We start from the raw sequence: 18,652 nt of genomic DNA, 5'->3' as shown, positions 1-18,652 counted from the left end.
GGCGTTACGGCAGGACCGCCATGCCGTCGAGCTCCACCATCGCCTGCTCGTCCCAGAGCCGCACGACACCGATGACGGCCATCGCGGGATAGTCACGGCCCGCCAACCGCCGCCAGATGGTGCCCAGTTCGTGCGCGTGGGCGCGATAGTCCTCGACATCGGTGGCGTAGACGGTCACCCGGGCCAGGTCCTGCGGTGCTCCGCCGGCGCCTGCGAGGGCCGTCAGCAGGTTGGCCAGAGCCGTCTCGAACTGTTCGGTGAGGGTCTCCCCCACGACCTTCCCGCCCATGTCCAGCGAGGTCTGTCCGGCGAGGAACACCAGCCGGGACCCCGTCGCCGTGACGGCGTGCGTGAAGCCGGTGGGCGGCGAGAGCTCGGCCGGGTTGTGGCGGTGCAGGCTCATACGGGCGGCTCCTTGGCGGCGTGCGGCTTCCCGGCGTACAGCTCCTTGGCGATGATCGAGCGCTGGACCTCGGTGGCACCCTCGTAGATCCGGGGAGCCCGCACCTCACGGTACAGATGCTCCAGCAGATGGCCACGCTGCAGCGCACGCGCGCCGTGGAGTTGAACGGCCGCGTCGACGACGAACTGCGCCGTCTCCGTCGCGAGAAGCTTCGCCATCGCGGAGCGCTTGGGCACATCGGCGGCGCCGTCGTCGTACGCCTCGGCCGCCGCGTACACCAGCAGCCGGGCCGCCTCGGTGCGGGTCGCCATCTCGGCGACCCGGTGGGCGACGGACTGGAGGTCCTTGAGCGGGCCGCCGAACGCCGTGCGGCGGGCGGTGTGCTCCACCGTGGCGTCGAGGGCCGCCTGCGCCATACCGACGGCGAAGGCACCGACGCTGGGCCGGAACAGGTTGAGGGTGTTCATGGCGACGCGGAAGCCGCGGTCGGGCTCGCCGAGCATGTCGTCCCGGGTGACCGGTACGCCGTCGAAGGTCAGGGCCCCGATCGGGTGCGGCGAGAGCATCTCCAGCGCCTGTCCGCCGAGCCCCGGCCGGTCGGCAGGTACGAGGAAGGCGGTCACCCCGCGGGCGCCCGCGCCCTCGGTGGTGCGGGCGAAGACGGTGCAGAAGTCGGCCTCGGGGGCGTTGGAGATCCAGCGCTTCTCGCCGGTCAGCCGCCATCCTTCGCCGTCCGGTTCGGCCCGCAGCGCGAGGGCGGCCGCGTCCGAGCCGGCGTCCGGCTCGCTCAGCGCGAAGGCGGCGACGGCGCGGCCCGCGATGACCTCGGGGAGCCATCGTTCCTGCTGGGCGCGGGTGCCGGCCTGGACGACCGGGTACGTGCCGAGCCCCTGGAGGGCGAGTGCGGTCTCGGCCTCGGTGCAGCCGTGGGCGAGCGATTCGCGCAGCAGGCACAGTTCCAGCGCGCCCGCTCCGAAGAGACGGGCGAGGAGGCCGCGCTCGCCGAGAGCGGCGACCAGGGGGCGGTTCACCCGGCCCGGTTCGCCCTTCTCCGCCAGCGGGCGGAGCGTCTCGGCCGCCAGGGTGCGCAGCTCCGCACACCAGGCGGTCTGAGCCGGATCGAGCGAGAATACGGGCATTCGTGCCCCCACTTCGACGGCCGGGGGTCCGGCGGTGGCCCCCGGAGAAGCACAATATCGCGGACCATTGACTGTCGTCACCTTAACGATACGCTCCATTCACGACCCCACGACGAGAAGGGGGCGCACCATGGAGCTGACACCCTCGGCCCACGTCGACACCTTTCCGCGCGACCACCTCCCGCCCGCCGGGCAGTGGCCGGAACTCCTCTTCGAGCTGCCCGCTCTGCACCATCCCCAGCGGCTCAACTGCGCCGCCGAGCTGCTGGACCGCACGATCGACCGCTTCGGGGCCGACAGGCCCGTCTTCCGTACCGGAGGGGGCGAGACCTGGTCGTACGGAGACCTGCGCGAGCGGGTCGACCGCATCGCCCGCACCCTCACGACCGACCTCGGGGTCGTCCCGGGCAACCGCGTCCTGCTGCGCGGCCCCACGACACCGTGGCTCGCGGCCTGCTGGCTGGCCGTGCTGAAGGCGGGTGCGGTCGCCGTCACCGTGCTGGCCCAGCAGCGGGCGGGAGAACTGGCCACCGTGTGCGAGATCGGCGCGGTCAGCCATGCCCTGTGCGACATCCGCTCGCTCGACGACCTGGCGAAGGCCGAGGTGCCGGGGCTGCGGATCACCTCGTACGGCGGCGACTCCCCCGACGACCTGCTCCAGCTGGCCGCCGGGCAGTCCGCGGAGCCGTTCACCGCGGTGGAGACGGCCGCCGACGACGTCGCGCTGATCGCCTTCACCTCCGGCACCACCGGCCGCCCCAAGGGGTGCATGCACTTCCACCGGGACGTGCTGGCCGTCGCGGACACCTTCTCCGCGCAGGTGCTGAAGCCGGAGCCGGACGACGTCTTCGCCGGCAGCCCGCCGCTCGGCTTCACCTTCGGCCTGGGCGGGCTGGTGATCTTCCCGATGCGGGCGGGTGCCTCCGCGCTCCTGCTGGAACAGGCGGGTCCGCTGCAGATGCTGCCGGCCATCGCCGAGCACCGGGTGTCGGTGCTGTTCACCGCTCCGACCGCCTACCGCGTGATGCTGAACAACCTGGACGCGCACGACGTCGGCTCGCTGCGCCGCTGCGTGTCCGCCGGTGAGAACCTCCCGTCCGCCACCTGGCAGGACTGGCTGGAGCGGACAGGTCTGCGCATCATCAACGGCATCGGCGCGACCGAACTGCTGCACATCTTCATCTCCGCGGCCGACGAGGACATCAAGCCGGGCACGACGGGCATCCCCGTGCCCGGCTGGCAGGCACGGGTGGTGGATCGTTCCGGCACACCGGTCCCGGACGGCGAACCGGGGCTGCTCGCGGTCCGCGGCCCGATCGGCTGCCGCTATCTGAGCGACCCCCGGCAGCTGGACTACGTGCGCGACGGCTGGAACCTCACGGGCGACACCTATGTGCGCGACCCGGACGGCTGGTTCCGCTATGTCGCCCGCGCCGACGACATGATCATCTCCGCCGGCTACAACATCGCCGGACCCGAGGTCGAGGAGGCCCTGCTGCACCACCCGGACGTCGCGGAGGCCGCGGTCATCGGGCGGGAGGACGGACTGCGCGGGCAGATCGTGGTGGCGTACGTCGTCCTGAGCGACGGGGTCTCCCGGGGCGAGGAGACGGCGGCCGCGCTCACCGAGTCGGTCAAGGACCGGCTCACGCCGTACAAGTGCCCCCGCGAGATCGTCTTCCTCGACGCGCTGCCGCGCACCCCGACCGGCAAGCTGCAGCGCTTCCGGCTGCGGGCCCTAGAGTGATCACGTGGCCGACCAGCACACCCCCCGTTCCCTGATCGTCACCCTCTACGGCGCGTACGGACGCGAACGGCCCGGGCCCCTGCCCGTCGCCGAGCTCATCCGGCTCATGGCGGTACTCGGCGTGGACGCGCCCTCGGTGCGCTCGTCCGTCTCCCGTCTCAAGCGCCGCGGGCTGCTGATCGCCGGCCGCGCGCCCGACGGCGCGGCCGGATACGCGCTGTCCGATGACGCCCGGCAACTGCTCGACGACGGCGACCGGCGCATCTACGAGCCGCCGGCGCCGCTGCTCACGGACGGCTGGGTGCTGGCCGTCTTCTCGGTCCCCGAGGCCGAACGCCACAAGCGGCATCTGCTGCGTTCGCGGCTGGGCCGTCTCGGCTTCGGGTCGGCGGCGCCGGGGGTGTGGATCGCTCCTGCACGGCTGTACCAGGAGACCCGGCACACGCTGCGCCGCCTCCAGCTCGACCCGTACGTCGAGCTCTTCCGCGGTGAGCACCTTGGCTTCGCGGCCACGGCGGAGGCGGTCGCGCGCTGGTGGGACCTGGGAGCGATCGCCAAGCAGCACGAGGAGTTCCTCGACGCGCACGAGCCGGTGCTGCGGATCTGGTCGGCGGGGCACACGGGCTCGCCCGAGGAGGCGTACCGGGACTATCTGCGGGCGCTCGACTCCTGGCGCCGGCTGCCGTATGTGGATCCCGGGCTGCCGCTCGAACTGCTCCCGGAGGGCTGGCCGGGCGGCCGTTCCGCCGAGGTGTTCACCCGTCTGCACGAGCTGCTGCGGGACGCGGGAGCGGTCTTCGTCGAGACGTGAGGGTGGTCAGGGCCGGCGCGGCGGGCGCCGGTCGGAGCTCGTCCGCGCCCGCCGTCCGTGCCACCCCCTTCAGCGCAGCGTGAGCCTCGGTTTGGGAGCGTCCGTACGGCCTGTCGGCGGCTTGCGGCTGCCCGCGCCGTACGGCAGCGGCCAGGGCGCGCCCGGGCCCGTGTAGTCCTGTTCGGCCGCCGCGTGCAGCGTCCAGTGCGGGTCGTAGAGATGAGGGCGGGCGAGGGCGCAGAGGTCCGCGCGGCCGGCCAGCAGCAGCGAGTTGACGTCGTCCCAGGACGAGATCGCACCCACCGAGATGACCGGTACGCCGAGGGTGTTGCGGATCCGGTCGGCGTACGGCGTCTGGTACGAGCGGCCGTACTCGGGGCGTTCCTCGGCGACGACCTGTCCGGTGGAGACGTCGATCGCGTCGGCGCCGTGGGCGACGAAGGCCCGGGCCATCTCCACGGCGTCCTCGGCGGTCGTGCCGCCTTCCGCCCAGTCGGTGGCGGAGATACGCACGGTCATGGGCCGGTCGTCGGGCCAGATGTCCCGCACGGTGTCGAAGACTTCGAGGGGGAAGCGCAGCCGGTTCTCCGGCGATCCCCCGTACGCGTCCGTGCGGTGGTTGGTGAGCGCCGAGAGGAACCCGGACAGCAAGTAGCCGTGCGCGCAGTGGAGTTCGAGGAGGTCGAAGCCGCTGCGGACGGCTCGGCGGGTCGCGTCCGCGAACTGTTCGCGGATGTCCGCGAGTCCCGCACTGTCCAGTTCTCGCGGGATCTGGTTGACGCCCGGGCGGTACGAGAGCGGTGAGGCGGCGACGAGCGGCCAGTTGCCGGTGGGCAGTGGCTCGTCGATGCCCTCCCACATGAGCTTCGTGGATCCCTTGCGGCCGGAGTGGCCCAGCTGCACACCGATGGCCGTGCCGGGCGACTGCTGGTGCACGAAGTCGGTGATGCGGCGCCAGGCCGTCGCGTGCTCCTCGGTGTACAGGCCCGTGCAGCCGGGTGTGATGCGGCCCTCCGCGCTCACGCACACCATCTCGGTCATGACCATCGCGGCGCCGCCGAGGGCTCGCGCACCGAGGTGGACGAGGTGGAAGTCGGCGGGCAGCCCGTCCGTCGCGGAGTACATGTCCATCGGCGAGACGACGACCCGGTTGCGCAGTTCGAGGCCGCGCAGCCGGAGCGGGGTGAACATCGGAGGCGTGGCGGGCGGACACCCGAAGTCCTTCTGGACGTCGTCGGTGAACGCCGGATCACGCAGCCGGAGGTTGTCGTGGGTGACGCGGCGGCTGCGGGTCAGCAGGTTGAAGGCGAACTGCCGCGGCGGCTGGCCGAGATAGGTGCCGAGCTCCTCGAACCAGCGCAGACTCGCGGCGGCCGCCCGCTGGGTCGACTCCACGACCGGCCGGCGCTCGCTCTCGTACGCGGCCAGTGCCTCGTCCAGGGTCGACTGCTCGTCGATGCAGGCGGCGAGGGCGAGTGCGTCCTCGACGGCGAGCTTGGTGCCGGAGCCGATGGAGAAGTGGGCGGTGTGCGCGGCGTCGCCCAGCAGCACGGTGCGGCCGTGGGACCAGCGGTCGTTGACGACCGTCCGGAAGGCGATCCAGGCGGAGTTGTTGCTCCGCAGCGGCCGGCCGTCGAGGGCGTCGGCGAAGATCTTGGCGCAGCGTTCGGTGGACTCCTGCTCGTCACAGGCGTCGAAGCCCGCCGCCCGCCACACCTCCTCGCGCATCTCGACGATGACGGTGGAGGCGTCGGGCGAGAAGGGATAGCCGTGGAGCTGCATCGCGCCGTGTTCGGTCTCGGCGATCTCGAACCGGAACGCGTCGAGGGCGAAGTCGGCGGCCAGCCAGATGTAGCGGCACCGGTGGGTGGTGATCCGGGGCGCGAAGGCGTCGGCGTGTGCCTCGCGGGTGAGGCTGTTGACTCCGTCGGCCGCGATGACGAGGTCGTGCGTGGCGGCGAGTTCGGCGGCGGGGGGCGCGGGGGTGCGGAAGCGGATCCGTACGCCGAGGGACTCGCAGCGCTCGTGCAGTATCCCCAGCAGTCTGCGCCGGCCCAGCGCGGCGAAGCCGTGGCCGCCGGAGGTGAGGGTGCGGCCGCGGTGGACGATGTCGATGTCGTCCCAGCGGACGAACTCGTCCTGGAGCGCGCGGTAGATGACGGGGTCGGCGTGCTCGATGCCGCCGAGGGTCTCGTCGGAGAGGACGACGCCGAAGCCGAAGGTGTCGTCGGGGGCGTTGCGCTCCCAGACGGTGATGTCGCGGGCGGGGTCGAGCCGCTTGAGCAGGGCGGCGGCGTACAGACCGCCGGGTCCGCCGCCGATGACGGCGACGCGCAGGGGGCGCGGGCCGGTGCCGGTGGAGTCCGTCCCGGGCAGCGGGGGCCCAGCGGGCCGGCCGGAGGTGCGGGGTTCTTGACCGCCGGCGGCCGGGTTCGCCGGTTCTACGGCATCCGCGGGGTTCACCGGCCCTGCCATTTCGGCGGGCGCTTCTCGGTGAAGGCCGCGTGGAACTCCGCGTAGTCCTCGCCCGTCATCAGCAGGGCCTGCGTCGAGGCGTCGAGCTCCACGGACGCGGCGAGCGGCATGTCCAGTTCGGCGGTGAGCAGCGCCTTGGTCTGGGCGAGGGCCAGCGCCGGGCCGTCGGCGAGACGGCGGGCGAGTTCGGCCGCGCGGGCGTCCGCGTGGCCCTCGTCCGTCAGCTCGCTGATCAGTCCGATGCGTTCGGCCTCGGGGGCGCGCACCGCTTCGCCGAGCATCAGCAGCCGGGTGGCGTGTCCGAGGCCGACGACGCGCGGCAGCAGATAGGCGGCGCCCATGTCACCGCCCGAGAGCCCGACCTTCGTGAACAGGAACGCGAACCGGGCGGACGGGTCGGCCACCCGGAAGTCGGAAGCCAGCGCGAGCACGGCGCCGGCGCCGGCGGCGACCCCGTGGACCGCCGCGATCACCGGGAAGGGGCACTCACGGATGGCCCGGACGACCTGCCCGGTCATCCGGTTGAAGTCGAGCAGCTGCGCGGTGTCCATGGAAAGCGTCGCGCCGATGATCTCGTCGACGTCGCCGCCGGAGCAGAAGCCCCGGCCCTCACCGGCGAGCACCAGCGCCCGCACGGAGCGCTCGCGCGACAGCTGGGCGAGCAGATCGCGCAGATCGGCGTAGGCGCCGAAGGTGAGGGCGTTCAGTTTCTCGGGCCGGGCGAGCGTGACGGTCGCGACGCCGTCCTGCGTGGTGACGCGCAGATGACGCCATGCGTCCGCGCGCGGCGCTGAGCTGGGAAAGGGGCTCATGGAGTGGTGCCTCCCTCGGCCGGCGGTCCTGCCTGCCCTTCGAAGCTATCACTCGTACGTGACTGCCGTCACGAGTGCGCTATACGACAGGACCGGGCGGACACCGAGGCTGTGATGTGCGCGACAGAGGTGGCGTGACACGGCAATGGTCCTGTAGCGGTTGTGACACAGGTCCTGACCGGGGTGGCCTGCGCCCCTTGTTCCCGCAGCCGCGATTCCTATGGTGGAGAGCAGGACCCTCACCTCGTGAACGGACCCACCCAGAGCTGACCCCTGAATGGACCCTGCCTTGCTCGATGCCTCCGGCCCCGCCTCGTGGCGCATCGCCCTGCCGCACACCACGGCAGCGGTGCCCATCGCGCGTGCCCTGATCCGCACGGCGCTCGCGGAGATCGAGGCGACGGCGGACAGTGACACGGCGGAGCTGCTGACGGCCGAGCTGGTGGCGAACGCCGTGGAGCACACCCCCAGCGAGTCACCCATAGAGCTGGTGGTGGAGCTGCTCGCGGGCGGCTGCCAGGTGGAGGTCCATGACGGTGATCCGGCGCCGCCGGGGGATCTGTGCCGGATCGCCGTGCCGGGCGGTGAGCCGGACCCTTGGCAGGAGCACGGGCGCGGACTGCTGTTGATACGGGCCCTGAGCTCGGACTGCGGGCACCGGGCGACCGCGGAGGGCAAGGCCGTCTGGTTCACGCTGCCGTCGCGGACCTGACGCGGTTCCCCCGCATGACTATCCGGAGATACTGGCGCCGGCGGGTCCCGCCAGCGTGGCGACCAGGACCGCCTTGATCGTGTGCATACGGTTCTCGGCCTCGTCGAAGACGACGGAGTGCTCCGACTCGAACACCTCGTCCGTCACCTCCAGTTCGCCCAGACCGTACGTCTCGTGGATCTCCCGGCCGACCGCGGTGCCGAGGTCGTGGAACGCAGGCAGGCAGTGCAGGAACTTCACCTCCGGGTTGCCCGTCGCCCGCAGGACGTCCATGGTCACCGCGTACGCCGCCAGCGCCTTGATGCGCTCGGCCCAGATCTCCTTGGGCTCCCCCATCGACACCCAGACATCGGTGGCGACGAAGTCCGCACCCCGGACACCCTCGGCGATGTCCTCGGTCAGGGTGATGCGGGCACCGCTGGACTCCGCGGCAGCGCGGGCTCGGGTCACGATCTCGTCGGCCGGCCAGTAGGCCCGTGGTGCGGCGATCCGCACATCCATGCCCAGCAGGGCGCCGGTGACCAGATACGAATTGCCCATGTTGAAGCGGGCGTCGCCGAGGTAGGCGTACGCGATCTCCCCGAGCGGCTTGCCGCTGTGCTCGACCATGGTGAGCACATCGGCGAGCATCTGGGTGGGGTGCCAGTCCGCGGTGAGGCCGTTGTAGACGGGCACCCCGGCGAACCGTGCCAGTTCCTCGACGGTGGCCTGCGCGTCACCGCGGAACTCGATGGCGTCGAACATCCGGCCGAGGACCCGTGCGGAGTCCCTGGCGGACTCCTTGGTGCCGATATGGGAGCTCGACGGGTCGATGTACGTCGTCGCGGCGCCCTGGTCCGCGGCCGCGACCTCGAACGCACAGCGTGTACGTGTCGAGGCCTTCTCGAAGATCAGCGCGATGTTCTTCCCGCGCAGCCGCTGCACCTCGGTACCGGCCCGCTTGGCAGCCTTGAGCTCGGCGGCCAGCTCGACCAGACCGCGGAACTCCTCCGCGGTGAAGTCGAGCTCCTTGAGGAAGTGGCGGCCTTCGAGATGTATGGCCATGGCGGCTGCTCCTGGGTCGCGAAAATGCGGTGACCATGGAAGTGTATACGAGAGGCTGTATTGCTATACAGCATCCCTCTCGACCGGGCAGCTCATGCAGCGCGGCCCGCCCCTGCCCCGCCCCAGTTCGCTGCCGGGGATCTCGATCACTTCGATGCCCTGTTTGCGCAGATGGGTGTTGGTGGTGACATTGCGTTCGTATGCGACGACGACGCCCGGCTCCACCGCGAGAACGTTGCAGCCGTCGTCCCACTGCTCCCGCTCCGCCGAGTGCACGTCCTGCGTCGCCGTGAGGACGCGGATCTCCTTGAGACCCAGCGCCGCGGCGATCGCGCTGTGCATGTGCTCGGGGGGATGGTCGCTCACCTTCAGACCGCTCGAACCGTCCGCGGGCTCGATGGTGTACGAGCGCAGCATGCCGAGACCCGCGTACTGCGTGAAGGTGTCCGCGTCGACCATGGTCATCACGGTGTCGAGGTGCATGAAGGCGCGTCTCTTCGGCATGTCCAGCGCCACGATCGTGCGCGCCGATCCGGCCGCGAACAGCCCACGCGCCAGCATCTCCACCGCCTGCGGTGTGGTGCGCTCGCTCATCCCGATCAGCACCGCGCCGTTGCCGATGACCAGCACGTCGCCGCCCTCGATGGTGGAGGGGTAGTCGTCCTGCCCCTCCGACCAGTGGTGGAACGGTCCGGCCTGGGGGCCGGTGAAGAGCGGGTGGTACTTGTAGATCGCCTCGAAGTGGACCGTCTCGCGCTGCCGGGCGGGCCAGCGCATGGCATTGATCGAGACCCCGTCGTAGATCCAGGCCGACGTGTCGCGGGTGAACAGGTGGTTGGGCAGCGGGTCGAGAAGGAAGTCGTCCAGGTCCATCACATGGAAACGCACGGACGTCGGCTCGGGATGACCGGCGAGGAACTCCCGCTTGGTCATCCCTCCGACCAGCGCCTCGACCAGATCAGAAGTCGGCAACTCGTCGAAGGCAACCCTGAGGTGGTCGGTGGCGAGCGGACCGTACTCCTTCTCGTCGAAGACCCGGTCCAGCACGATCTTGCGTGCCTCGGGGATGTCCAGCGACTCGCGCAGCAGATCGCCGAAGAGGTGCACCTCCACCCCGCGGTCACGCAGTATGTCCGCGAACCCGTCGTGCTCGTGGCGGGCTCGGCGCACCCACAGCACGTCGTCGAAGAGCAGCGCGTCCTTGTTGCTCGGAGTGAGGCGCTTCAGTTCGAGGTCGGGCCGGTGCAGTATGACCCGGCGCAGCCGCCCGGTCTCGGAGTCGACGTGGAATCCCATGTCCCCATCCTCACCGCGCAATGCGCCGTTCACCCGGCGAATGGCCAGTCAAACGATGAATCCTGATGTTTGCCGCCGCCGCATCGGGCATTTCGACGGCGTTTCTCCCTCGCGCACGGATACCCGCACACCGTTGTACGGGCTCGACTGCCTGCGTGCCGGTCCGGGTCCGCCGTGGCGGCGGACCCGGACCGGGCCGTGGCGGCAGATCCGGCCGCCGCGGCCCGGCCGCCGCCCGGAGGGAAATCAGAGCCGCGGGTCCACCGGCTCCGACTCCAGTGCCAGCACCGCGAACACCGCCTCGTGGACCCGCCACAGCGGCTCCCCGTCGGCCAGCCTGTCCAGCGCCTCGAGACCGAGCGCGTACTCCCGCAGCGCCAGCGAACGCTTGTGGTTCAGGAACCGGCCGCGCAGGCGCTCCAGGTTCTCCGGGCGGGTGTACTCGGGGCCGTAGATGATCCGCAGGTACTCACGGCCGCGGACCTTGATGCCCGGCTGCACCAGGCGGCCCTTCCCGTCGCGGGCGAGCGCTCCGAGCGGCTTGACGACCATCCCCTCGCCGCCCCGCCCCGTCATCTCCAGCCACCAGTCGACCCCGGACGCGACCGAGGACGCGTCCGCCGTCTCCACGACGAGCCGGCGGGTGACCTGGAGCAGACCGGTGGGGTCGTGCTCCACCAGGCGGTCCAGCCAGACCAACTGCTCGTCGTGCGGCACGGCCGCGAGCGAACGCCCCCGCACGGCGAGGATCTGGAACGGCGCGAGACGCACCCCCTCCAGCCCCTCGGTCGTCCAGCAGTAGCGCCGGTACGCGTCGGTGAACGCGGCCGCGTCGGCGGCCCGTTCGCGCTGCGTGGCCAGCAGGCCGTCGACCGGGACGCCGCGCCCGACCGCCTTCTCGAGGGCGGCCGTGGCGCCCGGGAACACCGCCCCGGCCGCGGCACCGACCGCCGCGTACTGCGAGCGCAGCAGCCCCGCGGCCTTCAGCGACCACGGCATCAGCTCCGCGTCGATCAGCAGCCAGTCCGTGTCCAGCTCGTCCCAGAGCCCCGCCTCGGTCACGGCCGTCCGCAGCCGGTCCAGGATCTCCTCGGTGACGGCCGGGTCGTCGAAGAAGGGCCGGCCGGTACGGGTGTGCAGGGCGCCCGTCGGTCCCTCGACCCCGAACCGCTCGCGCGCGGCAGCGGCGTCGCGGCACACCAGCGCCACCGCCCGCGAACCCATGTGCTTCTCCTCGCACACGACCTTCTCGACACCGTCCGCGCGGTACTGCGCGAACGCCTCGACGGGGTGCTCCAGAAAGCCTTCCGCCTTCGAGGTGGCCGTCGGTGCCATCGTCGGCGGCAGATAGGCCAGCAGCCGAGGGTCGACGGCGAAGCGGCTCATGACCTCCAGCGCCGCCGCCGCGTTCTCCTCGCGCACACCGATCCGTGCCATGTGCCGGGTCTCCACGACCCGGCGTCCCTGGACGTCGGCGAGATCCAGCGGCCTGCCCTCCCGTCCGCCCGGCGCCTCGGTGAGCAGGGGCCGGACCGGCTCGTACCAGACCTTCTCGGCCGGTACGTCGACCAGTTCGCGCTCGGGCCAGCGCAGCGCCGTCATCTTTCCGCCGAACACCGCACCGGTGTCGAGGCAGATGGTGTTGTTGATCCATGAGGTGCTGGGGACCGGGGTGTGGCCGTAGACCACAGCGGCGCGTCCCCGGTAGTCCTCGGCCCACGGATAGCGCACGGGCAGCCCGAACTCGTCGGTCTCGCCGGTCGTGTCGCCGTACAGCGCGTGCGAGCGGACCCGGCCGGAGGTGCGGCCGTGGTACTTCTCGGGCAGTCCGGCGTGACAGACGACCAGGTTCCCCCCGTCCAGGACGTAGTGGCTGACCAGGCCGTCGATGAACTCCCGTACCTGCGCCCGGAACGCGTCGTCCTCCTTGTCCAGCTGCTCGATCGTCTCGGCCAGTCCGTGGGTGTGCTGGACGTTGCGTCCCTTGAGGTACCGGCCGAGCTTGTTCTCGTGGTTTCCGGGCACGCACAGCGCGTTGCCGGAGGCGACCATGGACATCACACGGCGCAGGACGCCGGGGCTGTCCGGACCGCGGTCGACCAGGTCACCGACGAACACGGCCGTACGCCCCTCGGGGTGCACGCCGTCGCTGTAGCCGAGCGCGGCGAGCAGCGTCTCCAGCTCGGAGCTGCAGCCGTGGATGTCGCCGATGATGTCGAACGGCCCCGTCAGATGGGTGAGGTCGTTGTAGCGCCGCTCCAGGACCACTTCGGCGGCCTCGACCTCCTCCACGCTGCGCAGGATGTGGACCTTTCGGAAGCCCTCGCGCTCCAGGCCGCGCAGGGAGCGGCGCAGTTCGCGGCGGTGGCGCGAGATGACGTGGCGGGGCATGCCGGCACGGTCGGGACGTGCGGCATTGCGTTCGGCGCACACGTCCTCCGGCAGGTCGAGGACGATCGCGATGGGCAGCACGTCGTGCTGCCGTGCCAGCTGGACGAGCTGACGACGGCTCTCGGACTGCACGCTGGTGGCGTCGACGACGGTCAGCCGCCCGGCGGCGAGCCGCTTGCCCGCGATGTAGTGCAGGACGTCGAAGGCGTCGCCGCTCGCGCTCTGGTCGTTCTCGTCGTCCGCGACGAGTCCCCGGCAGAAGTCCGAGGAGATGACCTCGGTGGGCTTGAAGTGCTTGCGGGCGAACGTGGACTTGCCCGACCCGGTGGCCCCGATGAGCACGACGAGGGACAGGTCGGTGACGGGGAGCACGCGCTTCGCCGGCGCGGCGGTGGTACTCGTCGTGGTCATGCGGCCTTCGCCTCCTTCTCGGTCCCGGTGGTGTCGTTCGTGGTGTTGTTCCGGCTGTCGGTGTCGCGCTTGCTGCCGCTGTCGTTCGTGGTGTCGTTCTCGGTGTCGCTCTTGCTGTCGTTCCTGGTGTCGTTCCTGGTGAACACGGCCATCTGGGTCGGCGGTCCGACCTCGGGGTCGTCGGGCCCTACGGGGACGAACGCGACGCTGTAGCCGTCACGTTCGGCGACGCCCGTCGCCCAGCCGCGGAACTCCTCACGGGTCCACTCGAACCGATGGTCGCCGTGGCGGACATGTCCGGCGGGCAGCGTCTCCCAGCGGACGTTGTACTCGACGTTCGGCGTCGTCACGATCACGGTCTGCGGCCGGGCGGACCCGAACACCGCGTACTCCAGGGCGGGCAGCCGCGGCAGGTCGAGATGCTCGACGACCTCGCTGAGAACAGCCGCGTCATAACCGGTCAGCCGCTTGTCGGTATAGGTGAGCGAGCCCTGCATCAGCCGGACGCGCGCGGCCTGGCGCTCGCCCATGCGGTCCAGCTTCAGCCGCCGCCCGGCGATGGTCAGGGCGCGTACGGACACATCGACGCCGACGATCTCGGTGAAGCGCACGTCCTTGAGCAGCGCCTGCACCAACTGGCCCTGCCCGCAGCCCAGGTCGAGCACCCGGCTCGCACCGGCCGCACGCAGCGCTTCGAGGATGGCGTCCCGCCGCTGCACGGCGAGCGGCACGGGCCGGTCCTCGGTGTCGGTCGTCTCGTCGACGGCGTTGTCCACGGCCTCGACCTCGAGGTCGTCGGCCTCGGCGAGGCGGACCAGCTCGAGACGTTCCATCGCCTGCCGGGTCAGCCCCCAGCGCCGTGACAGATAGCGGCTGGTGATGAGCTTCTGCTCCGGGTGCTCGGCCAGCCATCCCTCGCCCGCCCGCAGCAGTTTGTCGACCTCGTCGGGCGCGACCCAGTAGTGCTTGGCGTCGTCGAGCACCGGCAGCAGCACATACAGCTGCCGCAGCGCGTCGGAGAGCCGCAGGTCCCCCTCCAGCACCAGCTGTACGTAGCGGGAGTCTCCCCACTCCGGGAACTGCCCGTCCAGCGCCACCGGCCGCGCGTCCACCGAGGTCCAGCCCAGCGGGCCGAACAGCTTCCGCACCAGTTCGGCGCCACCGCGCGCGGGCATGGCGGGCACCTCGATCCGCAGCGGCAGGGGTGCCTCGGCCCGCTCGGGAAGCGCGGCGCACACGCCCCGCAAAGCGCTCTTGAACACGGTGGTCATGGCGACGGAGAGCAGCGAGGACGCGGCGTACGGGCGGTCGTTGACGTACTGCGCGAGCGCCGCGTCGGGCGCGCCGCCACGGCCCTTGCCCTTGCCGCGCCGCACGAGCGCCACCGGATCCACCTCCAGCAGAAGTGCGGCAGTGCACCGCTCGGCGGACGCCTCGGGGTAGAAGACGTGCGCCGTGCCGTGCGAGGTGGAGAACGTCTGCGCCTTGTCGGGATGCTTGTGCAGCAGAAAGCCGAGGTCGGTCGCGGGACGCTCTGGGGTGCCGGTGGTGCTGATCGTCAGGAACACCCGTCCGAGTATGGCCGTATTCACCGGTCCCGACCAGGGAATTCCCCGTCGGACGGGGCCGGGCGACGGGGCGGCGGCGGGCCGCACCGCACCTGCGGTTGATTCGGGTGCCGGGCAGTCCGGACAGGTAATCCGCATGCGTTCCGGCCGCCCCGCGTGCTCTTCAGCACCCATGGACGACCTTGTGACAGCGCGGCTCGTACTGCATCCGATGAGCCCCGGCGACGCGGAACGCGTGCTGGCGGACGAGCCGGACAGCGGCGACCGGTGGGCGCCCGGATACCCGGCCGACGGGGACGTGGCCGGAGCCAGGCGCTTCCTGGATGTGTGCGCGAGCACCGGTGATCCCCAGCCCTTCGGCGCCTATGAGATCCGGCTGCGCGAGGACGGACGGGCGATCGGCGGGACGGGCTTCCACGGCCCCGCGGACCACAGCGGCAGCGTCACGATCGGCTACGGCCTGATCCCGTCGGTGCAGGGCAAGGGGTACGCCTCCGAGGCGCTCCGCGCTCTGCTGGCGTTCGCCCGCGCACGCGGCATCACCTGCGTGCAGGGTGACACCGACCGCGACAACATCGCGTCCCAACGCGTCATGGCCGCAGCCGGCATGGAGCAGTTCGCGGAGGACGAACGCCTGACGTACTACAAGATCACCTGGCCCGACGCGGCGCCGGCCGAACCACGCGCCTGAGGGCTGTCCAGCTGATCGCGTCCGCGTATGCGACGGTCGACCGGTCACGACCTACCGGCAGGGTTCAGCCGCCGCCACGTGTGAGGGCGGCGACGCGGGCGATCGTGTCGGGACCGACCCGGCAGCAGCCGCCGATCAGGCGGGCGCCCGACGCCGACCAGTCCGGTGAGCGGGCGGGATCGTAGGTCGGCCCGCCCCGCCAGCGCCGCGCACCGGCGTCCCACCGCTCGCCGCTGTTGGGATAGACGACGACGGGCTTTCCGGTCACCGCGGCCACCTGCTCGACCGCGGGGCCGGCGTCGTCCGGCTCGCAGCAGTTGATGCCCACCGCGATCACCTGGTCATGCCCGGCGGCCGGTGCACAGGCGGCTGCCAGCGGCTGGCCGGCCCGGGTCCGGTCACCCGCGATGCTGTACGACAGCCACACGGGAATCCCGCAGCCGTCAACCGCGCGCAGCAGCGCCTCGGCCTCGTCGAGGTCCGGCACCGTCTCCAGGGCGAGGACATCGGGCCCCGCCTCGGCCAGGGCCTCGATCCTGGGCCGGTGGAAACGCTCCAGCTCCCGCACGGACAGCCCGTACCTCCCGCGGTACTCGCTCCCGTCGGCGAGCATCGCCCCGTACGGACCCACCGAGGCCGCCACCCACACCTCGCTCCGTGTCGACTCGGCGGCGGCCCGGGTCCGCTGCACGCTGCGGGCGAACAGCCTCGCCGCCTCGGGACGGCGCACGCCGCGGCGGGCGAAGCCTTCGAACGTCGCCTGATAGCTGGCGGTGATGAGGACCTGCGCACCCGCCCGGACGTACGCGGCGTGGGCCGCCTCGATCTGGTGCGGATCGTCCGCGAGCAGCCTGGCCGACCAGAGGTCGTCGGACAGGTCGCATCCCTGGGCCTCCAGTTGGTTGGAGAGCCCTCCGTCGAGGACGACGGTGCCTTCGGCGAGGGCGGCGGCGAGCGAACGGGCGGGCTGCACGGGAGTCAGCTCAACTGGGGCTGGACCTGCGCGGAGATCAGCTCCAGGTGTTCCAGGTCGTGCAGGTCCAGGACCTGGAGATAGAGCCGGGACGCGCCGATCGCCTCGTACCGCCCGATCTTGTCGACGACTTCGGCGGGCGAGCCGGCCAGTCCGTTCGCCTTGAGCTCGTCGACGTCCCTGCCGATGGCAGCGGCTCGGCGGGCCACCTCGGCGTCGTCCTTGCCCACGCAGACGACCAAGGCGTTGGAGTACACCAGGTCACCGGGGGCGCGCCCGGCGGCTTCGGCAGCGGCGCGGACCCGGCCGAACTGGCGCTCGCTGTCCTCGATGGAGGCGAAGGGGATGTTGAACTCGTCGGCGTACTGCGCGGCGAGGCGCGGGGTGCGGGTCGCCCCGTGTCCGCCGATCAGCACCGGCACCTTGCCGTGGACCGGCTTGGGCAGCGCGGGCGAATCGGTCAGCTGGTAGTGCCGGCCCGTGTGGGAGAACGTCTTGCCGACCTCCGTCGCCCAGAGCCCGGTGACGATCGCGAGCTGCTCCTCCAGCCGCGCGAACTTCTCCTTGGGGAAGGGGATGCCGTAGGCCCTGTGCTCCTCCTCGAACCAGCCGGCACCCAGGCCCAGCTCGACCCGGCCGCCCGACATCTGGTCGACCTGGGCCACCTGGATGGCCAGCACGCCCGGAAGCCGGAAAGTGCCCGCGGTCATCAGGGTCCCGAGCCGGATCCGGCTGGTCTCGCGGGCGAGCCCGGCCAGGGTGATCCATGCGTCGGTGGGCCCGGGCAGCCCGTCGGCGGAACCCATGGCGACGTAGTGGTCGGACCGGAAGAAGGCGTCGAAGCCGAGGTCCTCGGTCGCCTTGGCAACGGTCAGCAGGGTGTCGTAGCTCGCCCCTTGCTGGGGCTCGGTGAAGATTCGAAGATCCATACATCCATCCTGCACCTTCGAGGGTGAGTCAACCCCACCGTCGCGGCCAGGCCCGCCCTGCCACGGTCGGGTGAACACGCCCCGGTGCACAGGACCGGTCGTGGCGCACCGGCACCGAGGTCCGCGCCCGAGCCGCGTCCGGCACACGAGCCCGCGCCGCCTCCGGCACGCACCCGCACCACCCCCGCGCCACCCCCGGGTCCCGCGCCCTGCACCCACACCCGAGCCACGTCCGGCACACGAGCCCGCGCCGCCTCCGGCACGCACCCGCACCACCCCCGCACCACCCCCGCGCCACCCCCGGGTCCCGCGCCCCGCACCCGCACCCGCGCCGCGTCCGGCACACGAGCCCGCGCCGCCTCCCGCACGCACCCGGGCCGTGCCCTGCCCGGCATCCGCATCCAAGCCCGCGCCGAGTCGGCGCCCGCGCCAGCCCCGGCACCCGCACCCGCACCCGCACCCGCACCCGCACCCGTCACGATGTACCCGCCGCCGAGTCCACCGCGTCCGGCATGACCACCGGCCCGGACGTCACCGGCGTTTCTGATGCGCCCGGCAGCTCCGACGGCCCGGACCTGCCGGGCGGTACCGGCGGCCCGGACTGCCCGGACGCGCCACCCGGGCACGACGGACCGGCCCCGGACGGCTTCGTCAGCCGCTCGGCCGGAGAGTCACTCCGAACGGACGGGGTAGCCGCAGGTCCGGCTCTCCCTCTGACCGCATCAGGCGGTCTCGCCGCTTCCCGCGCCGTCAGCCGGCGCAGCATCCCGCGCACCCGGTCGTTCGACTCGTCGGCCGCGTCTATGGCCTCGATGCACTGCCAGTACAAACCCTCCTCGTCGGTGCCGCAGGCCACACCGACCAGGGCGATCCCCACATCGCCCAGCAGCGCGCCGAGTGCGATCAGCGTCTCCCGTGCGTCGGCCACCCCGGAGAGCTGCGCGGCTCTGATCCCGGCGCTGCGGACGGCCGGGTGGTCCAGCGCCACACCGCCGCCTCCGCCGATCTCGCTGAGCCCGCGCGCCTCGCCTCTCACCTCCAGTGGCCCGTGGGCCGCCAGCCTGTCTCCGATCGCCTGGGCGAGGGCCTGGGCCTGCCAGGCTTCCGCCACGATGTCCGGCACTTCCCTGCTCTGCACCAAGGCATGTCGACTCGCGTCGATGAGCCGCTCCGCGTCCATGAACGCCGCCCCCGTTCGTACGACTTACTGCCCACTCAGTTCATTACCCAGAGTGAAGGCGGTTGAGCCT

Annotated in this window: 14 protein-coding genes and 1 pseudogene; 4 read left to right on the top strand and 11 right to left on the bottom strand. The window is 71.7% G+C overall.

Translation table 11 applies throughout. The features are described 5' to 3' along the window. Window positions 1-4 precede the first annotated feature (4 nt). Entirely contained in the window at window positions 5-403 is a 399-nt protein-coding gene (locus OHA05_RS27785) for a RidA family protein (protein ID WP_313943563.1), read from the bottom strand. Next, window positions 400-1,542, bottom strand: a complete 1,143-nt coding sequence (locus tag OHA05_RS27780; protein WP_313943564.1) for an acyl-CoA dehydrogenase family protein — start codon at window positions 1,540-1,542, stop codon at window positions 400-402. The genes OHA05_RS27785 and OHA05_RS27780 overlap by 4 nt, the downstream gene beginning before the upstream one ends. A 130-nt stretch (window positions 1,543-1,672) precedes the next feature. On the opposite strand from OHA05_RS27780, the gene OHA05_RS27775 reads away from it, so the two are divergent. Then, window positions 1,673-3,289: an AMP-binding protein gene (locus OHA05_RS27775; RefSeq protein WP_313943565.1), complete on the top strand. Its 1,617-nt coding sequence runs from the start codon at window positions 1,673-1,675 to the stop codon at window positions 3,287-3,289. Window positions 3,290-3,293: 4 nt separating this feature from the next. Then, a complete protein-coding gene (locus OHA05_RS27770; protein WP_313943566.1) occupies window positions 3,294-4,100 on the top strand; it encodes a PaaX family transcriptional regulator in 807 nt (268 codons plus the stop codon). A 69-nt stretch (window positions 4,101-4,169) separates the two neighbouring features. Here OHA05_RS27770 and OHA05_RS27765 read toward each other — a convergent pair whose 3' ends face one another. Beyond that, window positions 4,170-6,575: a bifunctional salicylyl-CoA 5-hydroxylase/oxidoreductase gene (locus OHA05_RS27765; protein ID WP_328862006.1), complete on the bottom strand. Its 2,406-nt coding sequence runs from the start codon at window positions 6,573-6,575 to the stop codon at window positions 4,170-4,172. Then, window positions 6,560-7,387 carry an enoyl-CoA hydratase family protein gene (locus OHA05_RS27760; RefSeq protein ID WP_313943568.1) on the bottom strand — a complete coding sequence of 276 codons (828 nt, stop codon included), beginning with the start codon at window positions 7,385-7,387 and terminating at the stop codon, window positions 6,560-6,562. The genes OHA05_RS27765 and OHA05_RS27760 overlap by 16 nt, the downstream gene beginning before the upstream one ends. A gap of 277 nt (window positions 7,388-7,664) precedes the next feature. On the opposite strand from OHA05_RS27760, the gene OHA05_RS27755 reads away from it, so the two are divergent. Next, entirely contained in the window at window positions 7,665-8,099 is a 435-nt protein-coding gene (locus OHA05_RS27755) for an ATP-binding protein (protein WP_328862005.1), read from the top strand. Between the two features lie 18 nt (window positions 8,100-8,117). Here OHA05_RS27755 and argF read toward each other — a convergent pair whose 3' ends face one another. The 4 genes from argF to OHA05_RS27735 all read right to left on the bottom strand — a co-directional run bounded on the left by argF (window position 8,118) and on the right by OHA05_RS27735 (window position 14,809). Next, entirely contained in the window at window positions 8,118-9,143 is a 1,026-nt protein-coding gene (argF, locus tag OHA05_RS27750; protein ID WP_328862004.1) for an ornithine carbamoyltransferase, read from the bottom strand. Between the two features lie 63 nt (window positions 9,144-9,206). Continuing rightward, the gene (locus tag OHA05_RS27745) at window positions 9,207-10,439 is read right to left on the bottom strand and encodes an arginine deiminase (RefSeq protein WP_328862003.1); all 1,233 of its coding nucleotides are present in this window, start codon (window positions 10,437-10,439) and stop codon (window positions 9,207-9,209) included. Between the two features lie 246 nt (window positions 10,440-10,685). Continuing rightward, window positions 10,686-13,241: a polynucleotide kinase-phosphatase gene (locus OHA05_RS27740; RefSeq protein ID WP_328862002.1), complete on the bottom strand. Its 2,556-nt coding sequence runs from the start codon at window positions 13,239-13,241 to the stop codon at window positions 10,686-10,688. Continuing rightward, window positions 13,238-14,809 (bottom strand): 3' terminal RNA ribose 2'-O-methyltransferase Hen1, encoded by a 1,572-nt coding sequence (locus OHA05_RS27735; protein WP_328862001.1) that lies wholly within the window; start codon window positions 14,807-14,809, stop codon window positions 13,238-13,240. The genes OHA05_RS27740 and OHA05_RS27735 overlap by 4 nt, the downstream gene beginning before the upstream one ends. Window positions 14,810-14,981: 172 nt before the next feature. Between OHA05_RS27735 and OHA05_RS27730 the strand changes: the two genes are divergently transcribed. After that, window positions 14,982-15,500: a GNAT family N-acetyltransferase gene (locus tag OHA05_RS27730; RefSeq protein ID WP_328862000.1), complete on the top strand. Its 519-nt coding sequence runs from the start codon at window positions 14,982-14,984 to the stop codon at window positions 15,498-15,500. Window positions 15,501-15,564: 64 nt separating this feature from the next. On the opposite strand, the gene mmuM is transcribed toward OHA05_RS27730, so the two are convergent. From mmuM to OHA05_RS27715, 3 genes and pseudogenes are all read right to left on the bottom strand, one after another. Further along, a complete protein-coding gene (gene mmuM, locus OHA05_RS27725; protein ID WP_328861999.1) occupies window positions 15,565-16,473 on the bottom strand; it encodes a homocysteine S-methyltransferase in 909 nt (302 codons plus the stop codon). Between the two features lie 5 nt (window positions 16,474-16,478). Then, complete coding sequence (locus OHA05_RS27720; RefSeq protein ID WP_328861998.1) at window positions 16,479-17,402, bottom strand: LLM class F420-dependent oxidoreductase; 924 nt, start codon at window positions 17,400-17,402, stop codon at window positions 16,479-16,481. 685 nt (window positions 17,403-18,087) lie between these two features. Beyond that, window positions 18,088-18,582 (bottom strand): annotated as a pseudogene (locus tag OHA05_RS27715) (DUF6099 family protein); the annotation flags it as partial. Window positions 18,583-18,652 lie beyond the last annotated feature (70 nt).

It is taken from the genome of Streptomyces sp. NBC_00306, from assembly GCF_036169555.1.
Taxonomy (GTDB): domain Bacteria; phylum Actinomycetota; class Actinomycetes; order Streptomycetales; family Streptomycetaceae; genus Streptomyces; species Streptomyces achmelvichensis.
The sequence above is the reverse complement of the archived record's forward strand: the minus strand, read 5'-3'. Positions and strand labels throughout refer to the sequence as shown.